The following is an 8,836-nucleotide window of genomic DNA, read 5'->3' as shown; positions in this document are numbered from 1 at the left end:
TGGACGTCGTCTTCGGTCAGTCCGCTGTGTTCGGCGATCTCCGTGATGGTGGGGGTGCGGTCGTCCAGGGTGAGGCTGAGGTCGCGGACGCTGGCGCGTACCTGGTTGCGCAGGTTCTGGACGCGGCGCGGGACGTGCAGGTCCCACATGTGGTCACGGAAGTGCCGCTTCAGCTCACCGTAGATCGTCGGAATGGCGAAGGCTTCGAACGCCTTGCCCCGTGAGGGGTCGTAGCGCTCCACGGCCTTGACGAGCGCCAGGGCCGCGACCTGCTCAAGGTCTTCCACGGCTTCGCCCCGGTTGCGGTACTTGGCGGCCAGGCGGTGTGCCATGGGGAGCCAGGCGGTGACGACGCAGTCCTGGAGCCGCTGCTTCTCGGGGCCGTCGTGCATGGCGGCCAGTTCCTCGAAGTCGGCGGTGGTGTCGGGTGCGTCGTGGTGGCTGTGGCGACGGGTGCCGGCGGCCTGTGCCTTTGTGCGGAGCTGGGTGGTGTTCATGGAGGTGCTCACTCCCGAGTTCACGCATCGACTACTGCTGAACAGGGCGGGAGCAGACACAGTTGGGGCAGTCCGGTGGCCGCTCCCGCACGGTGTGCCTGCTCTTCCGAAGCACGTGACCCCACGCCTCCCCGACGCGATGACGGACAAACCCACGTCGACGGATTTTCATCGTCGGGCAGGGCGAGGAGGCACCGGGGGCTCCGGCCTGCGGTCACTTTGCCGTCTGCCAGAAGGATAGAAAATCTATCATGGTGACGGTAGACATTGCCTGTCGGCAGGACTAACGTGTTTCGTGCAGGAGAAAGAAGTCAAGTGCCGCGCGACGGAGGCAATCTGACGTGCACGGCGGACGGCACGGCAGTGGAGCGGCGGGGCCGGGAAGTGCTCTGGAAGGTCCCCTCGCTGACTGCCGGACCGAGCGGCCTCCAAGGGCTGCTGAGCATGACCGCGTGCGCGAAGGTGCCCGTCAGCGAGCACGGAACAGGAGAGGAGTAGACGCCATCAGGATCGCCTGAGCGAGACTCTTGTCCGCTCGGGTGCCGCAGACCCCGGATTGGCAGGTGGTCCCCGGTCACGCAACCGCGATCCCCGCGCATCCGGCCCTCGGGGCTGACGCGCGGAATTCACAGGCCGACGCATGACGTCGGCAGATGGTGTTGAAATCTCGGGCCCTGGCGCCGCACGGCGCCGGGGCCCTCGTCGTGTACGGACGTCGCGTACGGGGGCGTCGTGCGCGGCGCCGGAGCGACGGAAGGCCGACGCCCCTCGTAGGCTGAACCCCGCACGTGAGGTGCGGGAGACCGACGCGCGGGAGGCTGGGATGGCCGGGACGACGGTGGCCGAGGTGATGGCCGAGCTGGCCGGACTGGAGGACCCGAAGGCACGGGCGGTGAACGAGCGGCACGGTGACGACCACGGTGTGCACCTCGGCAAGCTGCGCGCGCTCGCGAAGCGGCTCAAGACGCAGCAGGACCTGGCGCGCGAGCTGTGGGACACGGGCGACACCGCGGCGCGGCTCCTCGCGCTGCTGATCTGCCGTCCGAAGGCGTTCGGGCGCGACGAACTGGACGCCATGGTGCGCGAGGCACGCCCGCCCAAGGTGCACGACTGGCTCGTGAACTACGTGGTGAAGAAGAACCCGCACGCCGAAGAACTGCGCCTGGCCTGGTTCGCCGACCCGGACCCGGTGGTCGCGAGCGCCGGATGGGCGCTGACCACCGAGCGTGTGACGAAGAGGCCCGAGGGGCTGGACCTCGCGGGACTCCTCGACACCGTCGAGACGCGGATGAAGGACGCCCCGGAGCGCCTGCAATGGGCGATGAACACCTGCCTGGCGCAGATCGGGATCGAGCACGCCGAGCACCGGGACCGCGCGATCGGCATCGGCGAGCGCCTGGGGGTGCTCAAGGACTACCCGACCTCCCCGGGCTGCACCTCCCCGTTCGCGCCCGTCTGGATCACCGAGATGGTGCGCCGGCGGCAGGACAGGACGGCGGGCTGACCGCCGTCGGCGGTGCCGTCCCGGCCACGCGAAGGGGGTCGGGGAGGGCGAGGGCCGGGGAGCGTCGGGGCGGTGCTACTTCCCGCGCTTCCCGGACTTCTCCGGGCGGTAGAACTGGATGGCCTCGTTCGAGAAGAGATGCACGTAACCGCACGACGAGCAGATCAGCCCCGTCGCCGTCTCGTCCGCCCAGGCCATCTTCATCAGCTCCATGCCGGAGCTGTTGAGCTTCACACCCCGCGTCCGGAACAGATCGCCCTTGCAGAAGAGGCAGTTGATCCAGGTGTCGCCGAGGGCCGCATGCACCAGCTTGGGCGCCATGACTTTCACCTTCCCCGTGTTCCCCGTGCTTCCCGGTCCTCCGCAGGCCCCGGTGCCCCGAGGCTATCCCCACGCGAGCCGATCATGAAAGCCGCTCCGCCTCGGCCGCGACGGTGTGCGGCGGCCTGAGCGCCTCGGGAACCGGCTCCCCGTGCACGATGTCGAGGGTGCGGGTGGCCCGGGTGAGCGCCACGTACAGATCGCTGGTGCTCAGCCGCGCGGGCTCGACGAGGACCACCGCGTCGAACTCCAGCCCCTTCGACTGGCGCGGGTCGAGCAGCACCACGTCCCGCGTCAGGTCGGGCTCGCGCCCGGCGGACGCCCCGGGAAGCGCGGCGAGCAGTTCCTCGTGCAGCGCCGAGGGCGCGATCACCGCGAGCCGCCCCTCGCCCGGAGCGGCCGCCGCGACGGCACGCGCGGTGGTCGCGGCGACGTCTCCCGCCACCGCACCGGACGCGTCCCCCGCTGCCGCACCCGACACCTCCCGCGCGCTCCACAGGCGCGGCTTCTCGCCGGTCGAGCGCACAGAGCCGGGCGGCTCGAAGCCGGGGTGCTCAGCGCGCAGCACCTCGGCGGCCACGTCCATGATCTCGGCGGGCGTGCGGTAGTTGACGCCCAGCCGGTTGTGCTCCCAGCGATCCCCGACGTAGGGCTTCAGGATCTCCTCCCAGGACCCCACGCCCGCCTCTTCGGCGGTCTGCGCCGGATCGCCGACGAGCGTCATGGAACGGGTCGGGCAGCGCCGCATCAGCAGCCGCCACGCCATCGGCGACAGCTCCTGCGCCTCGTCGACGATGATGTGCCCGAACGCCCAGGTGCGGTCGGCCGCTGCACGCTCGGCCGCGGTGCGGTGATCGGCCTCCTCCTGGCGCTCGGCCATCCGCTCGGCGTCGACGATGTCCCGCGCGCCGAGGATCTCGGAGTCCTCCTCGTCCTTGTCCTCGAACTCGAAGGTCCGGGAGGCGTGGGAGACGTCGAGGACGCCCTGCGCGTAGGCGATCCGCTCCAGGCGCTCGGCTTCGAGCGCGGCGCGCTCGGCACGGTCGTCCTCGCCCAGCAGCTCGGCGGCCTCGTCGAGCAGGGGCACATCGGCGGGCGTCCACTCCGAGCCCAGGGGGCGGCGGATCGCGGCGGCCTCGACGGCGTCGAGGTGCGTGGGCTCGGCCAGGTACTCGGCGACGAAGCGGCGCGGCGACAGCGCGGGCCACAGTACGTCCAGCGCGGCGTGCACCTCCTCGTTGGCGCCCAGGTCGTCGCGGATCTGCGTCAGATCGCTGTCGTCGAGGAGCTGTTCCCCGTCGTACGGGTCGGTTCCGATCCGCTCGGCGACCATGTCCGTGAGCATGTTGAGGATGTGCCCCTCGAAGTGCTCGCGCGCGGCGTTGTGCGTCAGCCCGAGCGCGCGGGTGCGCTCGCGGGCGACGCGTACCAGGTCGTCGTCGAGGAACAGCACCAGCTTGTCGTGCTCGATGGTGAGGACCGGGTCGGGCAGTGCCTGCCGGTCCGCGACGGCGGCGGCGAGCGCGTCGGCCATCCCGGCGCGGCCCTTGACCGCGGCGGCCTGCGGGGTGTCGGTGCCGGTCGCGTGCAGCCCGGGGTACAGCTCGCCGAGGGTGGCCAGCAGCACCCCCGTCTCACCGAGGGACGGCAGCACCTCGCTGATGTAGCCGAGGAAGGCCGGGTTGGGGCCGACGACGAGCACGGCGCGCCGTGCGAGCAGGTCGCGGTGCTCGTAGAGGAGGTACGCGGCACGGTGCAGCGCCACCGCGGTCTTGCCGGTGCCGGGCCCGCCCTCGACGACGCGCACCCCGCGGTGCGGGGCCCTGATGATGCGGTCCTGCTCGGCCTGGATGGTCTGCACGATGTCGTTCATGCGGCCGGTGCGTGCCGAGTTGAGCGCCGCGAGCAGCACCGCGTCGCCGCTGGGGTCCTCGTGCCCGGTGCGCTTCTCGTCGCCGAGGTCGAGGATCTCGTCGTGCAGCGCGGTGACGTCGCGGCCCTCGGTGGTGATGTGCCGCCGTCGGCGCAGGCCCATGGGCGTGTGTCCGGTGGCCAGGTAGAAGGGGCGCGCGACGGGGGCCCGCCAGTCGATGAGCACCGGCGTGCGGTCCTCGTCGTCCTCGCGGATGCCGATGCGGCCGATGTGGTGGTGCGCGTCGTCGACGAGGTCGAGGCGGCCGAAGCAGAGCGAACCGTCCACGGCGTTGAGGGCCGCGAGCAGACCGGACCGCTCCGCCACGAGCACGTCGCGCTCCAGCTTCGCCTGCATGGTGCTGCCCACCGGTTCCATGGTGCCCTCGACGGACTCCTCGGTCTCACCGCGCAGCGCGTCGACGCGGCGGTAGAGCCGGTCGATGAATTCCTGCTCGTCCCGCAATTCCTCGTTTGACAATGCCACTCCCACCCGGATATACTCTGCTTAGTAAATTCGATGAGAATTCACACACCGAATTCATGAACGGTCGAATATACGCAATGCCAAGCCCCAGCTGCAAGCGGCGGGGGCTTTTTCGTGTTTCGTGACCGTGAATTCCGGGAGCCGCCCCACGTGTTCCCCACGCGTTACGGAGCCGCCCCCGGAAGAGTGCCGTTGACCAGCTCCAGCGCGCCGCCTCCTCCTTCTCCCGCACGGGCGGCCAGGCACGCCCGTACACGGGCCGTCACGTGGTCCCGCAGCAGTCCGTCGAGGTCCTCGGGCGCCACGAGCCGCCAGGCGGTCAGCTCCCGCTCCGGCAGCCGGATCCGGGACAGTACGTCCTCTTCCACGGTGCCGCCGTCATAGGCGTAGGCGACGCGCGGCAGCGCTGCGTGCGGAATCCAGTCGACGGCCAGCAGCCTGCCCACGTCCAGCCGGAGCCCTAGTTCCTCCGCCAGTTCGCGCGCGGCCCCTTCCCGCGGCGTCTCCCCGGTGTCGCTGTCCAGGCCGCCGCCCGGCAGCAGCCAGTGCCGAGCGTAACCGGGCTCGACCACCAGCACCCGGCCGCGCGGGTCCGTGAGCAGGACGCAGACGCTGACCCAGACCGTCGGCCGCTGGGCGACGAAGTCGGCCCAGGTCAGCGCGTGCGCGCTCTCCAGCTCGGCGCGGTGCGCGGGCGGGACACCCACCGGGGAGCCGAGCTGCGGCTCGCCTTCGTGCAGATACGCCACGCGCCCGGTGGCCAGGGCCCGCAGCCCGTGCCGCAGGAGCCGCCCGGCAGCCGGGTCCAGCCGGTGAACGGCCTCCTCGACGGTGCACCACCGCGCCGCGTGGCAGTCGGCGGTACGGAGATCCGCCAACTGCCGGGCGGTGAGGGGGCCGACCGCGTGCGCGTGCAGCGCGAGCGGACGGCCGTGCGGCTGCTGGTCGTGCGGGTGGCCGTGCGGGCGCTCGTGCGGGGGCGGCGTCCGGCTGTCGACGGCCACCAGCCGCCCGACGGTGACATCGGCGAGCCCGAACGCCGAGGCCAGCTCGCGGGCCGCGGCCTGCTGCGGCGTCTCGGTGCTCCGCACGGCCGTGCCCGGCAGCGTGGGGGCACCGCGCGTGGCGTCCTCGGACGCGGCGGCGGTAGTGGTGCCGGCGGTCAGCAGGACGTGGCCCCGCTCGTCGGTGACCAGGAGGGTGACGGCGATCGCCGTCACATCGGCGCCGCCGGAGTGCGCGGTCGGCACCGGTTCGTCATGGGGTGGTCCGGAGTGCGGCAACGGGGTCTCCTCGGCGGGCCGGCTCGGGGGGTGTCCCGGGCGTGTGCCCGGTGAACGGGCTGTTGCCCGCCCCGTCACGGCCCCCCGTCGAGAGGTGAGACGCGGCTCACATCCGCGTGTGTCACATCCTGGCGAGCCGCGCCGTCGTACGGGTGAAAGCGACGACAACGCCGGAGGAGATCACCATGAGCGCCCGTCTGGACATGTTCAGCAGCCCGACCCTGGGCAAGGTCTTCAAGCACATCATCTCGGCAGGCAAGATCCTTGAGCAGTCGACGCTGCCCGCCGCGACGCAGGAGCTGGTCAAGCTCCGCGCCAGCCAGATCAACGGCTGCGGTTTCTGCACCGACATGCACAGCAAGGACGCCGTTGCCGCCGGTGAGACCTCGGTGCGCCTCAACCTGGTCGCGGCGTGGCGCGAGGCCACGGTCTTCACCGAGGCCGAGCGGGCCGCGCTGGAGCTGACGGAGGAGGGCACCCGCATCGCGGACGCGGCCGGGGGCGTCCCGGACGCGGTCTGGGCGAACGCGGCGAAGCACTACGACGAGGAGCAGTTGGCGGCGCTGGTGTGCTCCATCGCCCTCATCAACGCCTTCAACCGGGCGAACGTCCTCGTCCAGCAGCCCGCGGGCGACTACCAGCCCGGCCAGTTCGGCTGACCGCGCAGGGGGGGCGTCACCGCGGTCGAGTTCCGACCGTGACCTCTTTGGGACCGTTCCGCGCCGTCTCACGCCGCACGCGCGACGTCGAAGGGACGGCAGTCAAGACGACCCCAAGGGGGGACACAGATGCGCGTGCACCGTTCCTTACAGCCCGTTCACGCCCTGGCCGGCGCCCTGCTGGCCGGGGCACTCGTGCTCACCGGCTGCACCGGAGGGCAGGGCTCCGCGGGCGGCTCCGCCGACGGGACGGCTCAGGACGCCGCCGCCCCCGAGGCGGGGACGGACGGGAAGAAGGGGGCCTCCCGGGGCGGTGCGGCCGACGGTCCAGGGTCGGCCGCGCCGTCGCGGCTGAACCGGAGCAACGTCATCCGGACCGCCTCGCTGACCGTCCGGGTGGAAGACGTGCCGAAGGCACTGGACGAGGCCAGGAGCACCACGGAGGCGGCCGGTGGCTACGTCGGCAAGGAGTCCACCAGCCGGGACGACGAAGGGCACGAAAGCACGCGCGTGGTGCTGCGCGTCCCCGCCGAGGAGTACGAGGAGGTCCTCACCGGCCTGGAGGGCGCGGGACGGCTCCTGAAGCGCGACTCGAAGGCGCAGGACGTCACGGAACAGGTCGTCGACGTGGAGAGCCGCGTCAAGTCCCAGCGGGCCAGTGTGTCCCGCATCCGTGAGCTGATGGACAAGGCCACCGAGCTGGACGACGTGGTGAAGCTGGAGAGCGAACTCGCCTCCCGCCAGGCGGACCTGGAGTCCCTGCTGGCACGGCAGGCGTCCCTCAAGGACCGCACGGACTTCGCCACCATCACCCTTTCCCTGTCCGAGACGCGGCCGAAGGCGGCAGGGGAGGACGACGAGCCGGGGTTCACGGACGCGCTGGCGGGCGGCTGGAGCGCGTTCGTGACGGTGCTGCGCTGGGTGGCGGTGGCGCTCGGCGCGGTGCTGCCGTTCGCCGCGGGGGCCGCGCTGCTGGTGGGGTTGTGGCTGCTGGTGAGGCCGCGGCTCGCACGCCGTCCGGCGCCCGCCGCAGCGGACGGTGCCGGGACCGAGCGTGCTCCGGAGGGCTCCGAGAACCACTGACGTGGGAAGCGGGGAGCGGGGCTCGTCCGGTCAGGCCGCCGGTCGGGTCACGTCGACGGAGGGTCCGGTGGCGAGTCGTCGGGCCCTGGCTCCGGTCCCTGCCCCGGTCCGGGCTCCGGTCCGGGCCCGGCCGTCGACGGGTCCGGTGCGTGCCGCAGCGCGTCCAGCACGGCGCGCACAGCCGCGCGAGGCGGCGAGCCTCGGCGGATGGCCGCCGTGATCGTGCGCGTCAGGGGAGTCGCCAGCTCCCTGGTGGCGACGCGGTAGCGGCGGTCGACGGCAAGCCCCGGCAGCAGCGCGATCGACAGTCCCTGCTCGACGTGCTGCAAGGTCATCATGTAGTTGCTGAACCGGCACACCACCCGCGGCTCGAACCGTGCCTGACGGCACAGCCGCAGCGCGAGGTTCGCCATGTACGACTGCGGGATGTCGAACGCCCACGGCTCGTCCGCGTAGGCCGCGAGGTCCACCGTGCCGCGCCCTGCCGCGGGGTGCTCCGGCGGGACCACCAGCACGATCGGGTCCGTGGCCAGCGTCACGAGGTCGAGGTCGGGGCCCAGCGGCAGCTCGTCGAAGTCCGTGGTCGTGATGATGACGTCCGCGTCGCCGCCCCGCAGCGCGGGCACGCTCTCGTGCGGCTCCAGCTCCAGCAGCTCGATCTCCAGATGCGGGTGCTCGCGCGCCAGCCGGGTCACAGCGGGCACGGCCATGGTGTGGATCGCGCTCTGGAACGCGCCCAGCCGCACCAGCCCGGCCGGTTCCTCGCCGAAGCCGCGCAGCTCCTCCTCGACGCCGTCCATGTGGTCGAGGATCGCCCGCGCCCGCCGCGCGAGGATCAGCCCGGCCGAGGTCAGCCGCACCCGGCGCCCCGTGCGTTCCAGCAGCTGCGTGCGCGTCTCGGCCTCCAGCACCGCGAGCTGCTGGGACACGCTGGACGGGCTCAGGCTGGCGGCCTGGGCGACCGCCCTGACGGTGCCCAGCGTGTCCAGTTGGCTCAGCAGCCGCAGCCTCCAGGGATTCATCATGCTGGCCATTGTTGTGCGGTTTTGCCGTACAGGACAGCCGGAATTGTGTGATGGACGCGACGCTCG

The 8,836-nt window shown here is 71.9% G+C and carries 9 protein-coding genes; 4 read left to right on the top strand and 5 right to left on the bottom strand.

The genetic code is table 11. From position 1 onward, the window contains the following. A partial coding sequence (locus ACWGJ2_RS03200) for a sigma-70 family RNA polymerase sigma factor (protein WP_453344201.1) occupies positions 1 to 497 on the bottom strand: 497 nt, incomplete at its 3' end. A gap of 315 nt (positions 498 to 812) precedes the next feature. Between ACWGJ2_RS03200 and ACWGJ2_RS03195 the strand changes: the two genes are divergently transcribed. Together ACWGJ2_RS03195 and ACWGJ2_RS03190 are read left to right on the top strand one after the other, a co-directional pair. Beyond that, positions 813 to 995 carry a hypothetical protein gene (locus ACWGJ2_RS03195; protein WP_453344200.1) on the top strand — a complete coding sequence of 61 codons (183 nt, stop codon included), beginning with the start codon at positions 813 to 815 and terminating at the stop codon, positions 993 to 995. Between the two features lie 325 nt (positions 996 to 1,320). After that, on the top strand, positions 1,321 to 2,001 hold the full coding sequence (locus ACWGJ2_RS03190; protein WP_453344199.1) for a DNA alkylation repair protein: 681 nt from the start codon (positions 1,321 to 1,323) through the stop codon (positions 1,999 to 2,001). A gap of 75 nt (positions 2,002 to 2,076) precedes the next feature. Here ACWGJ2_RS03190 and ACWGJ2_RS03185 read toward each other — a convergent pair whose 3' ends face one another. From ACWGJ2_RS03185 to ACWGJ2_RS03175, 3 genes are all read right to left on the bottom strand, one after another. Continuing rightward, positions 2,077 to 2,322: a hypothetical protein gene (locus ACWGJ2_RS03185; protein ID WP_453344198.1), complete on the bottom strand. Its 246-nt coding sequence runs from the start codon at positions 2,320 to 2,322 to the stop codon at positions 2,077 to 2,079. Between the two features lie 82 nt (positions 2,323 to 2,404). Next, positions 2,405 to 4,732, bottom strand: coding sequence for a HelD family protein (locus ACWGJ2_RS03180; protein ID WP_453344209.1), 2,328 nt, complete (start codon positions 4,730 to 4,732; stop codon positions 2,405 to 2,407). A gap of 152 nt (positions 4,733 to 4,884) precedes the next feature. After that, positions 4,885 to 6,003 carry an NUDIX hydrolase gene (locus ACWGJ2_RS03175; protein WP_453344197.1) on the bottom strand — a complete coding sequence of 373 codons (1,119 nt, stop codon included), beginning with the start codon at positions 6,001 to 6,003 and terminating at the stop codon, positions 4,885 to 4,887. 185 nt (positions 6,004 to 6,188) lie between these two features. On the opposite strand from ACWGJ2_RS03175, the gene ACWGJ2_RS03170 reads away from it, so the two are divergent. Continuing rightward, complete coding sequence (locus tag ACWGJ2_RS03170; RefSeq protein ID WP_453344196.1) at positions 6,189 to 6,662, top strand: carboxymuconolactone decarboxylase family protein; 474 nt, start codon at positions 6,189 to 6,191, stop codon at positions 6,660 to 6,662. Between the two features lie 129 nt (positions 6,663 to 6,791). Next, positions 6,792 to 7,745, top strand: a complete 954-nt coding sequence (locus ACWGJ2_RS03165) for a DUF4349 domain-containing protein (protein ID WP_453344195.1) — start codon at positions 6,792 to 6,794, stop codon at positions 7,743 to 7,745. Positions 7,746 to 7,792: 47 nt separating this feature from the next. On the opposite strand, the gene ACWGJ2_RS03160 is transcribed toward ACWGJ2_RS03165, so the two are convergent. After that, positions 7,793 to 8,770 (bottom strand): LysR substrate-binding domain-containing protein, encoded by a 978-nt coding sequence (locus tag ACWGJ2_RS03160; RefSeq protein WP_453344194.1) that lies wholly within the window; start codon positions 8,768 to 8,770, stop codon positions 7,793 to 7,795. Between the last annotated feature and the right edge of the window lie 66 nt (positions 8,771 to 8,836).

This window comes from Streptomyces sp. NPDC054796 (genome assembly GCF_053611545.1).
This window is presented reverse-complemented; position numbering and strand designations above follow the sequence as displayed.

Coding starts and splice junctions, on each gene's coding strand:
- ACWGJ2_RS03165 (WP_453344195.1), top strand. CDS start 6,792: ATGCGCGTGCACCGTTCCTTACAGCCCGTTCACGCCCTGGCCGGCGCC.
- ACWGJ2_RS03185 (WP_453344198.1), bottom strand. CDS start 2,322: ATGGCGCCCAAGCTGGTGCATGCGGCCCTCGGCGACACCTGGATCAAC.
- ACWGJ2_RS03190 (WP_453344199.1), top strand. CDS start 1,321: ATGGCCGGGACGACGGTGGCCGAGGTGATGGCCGAGCTGGCCGGACTG.
- ACWGJ2_RS03160 (WP_453344194.1), bottom strand. CDS start 8,770: ATGATGAATCCCTGGAGGCTGCGGCTGCTGAGCCAACTGGACACGCTG.
- ACWGJ2_RS03170 (WP_453344196.1), top strand. CDS start 6,189: ATGAGCGCCCGTCTGGACATGTTCAGCAGCCCGACCCTGGGCAAGGTC.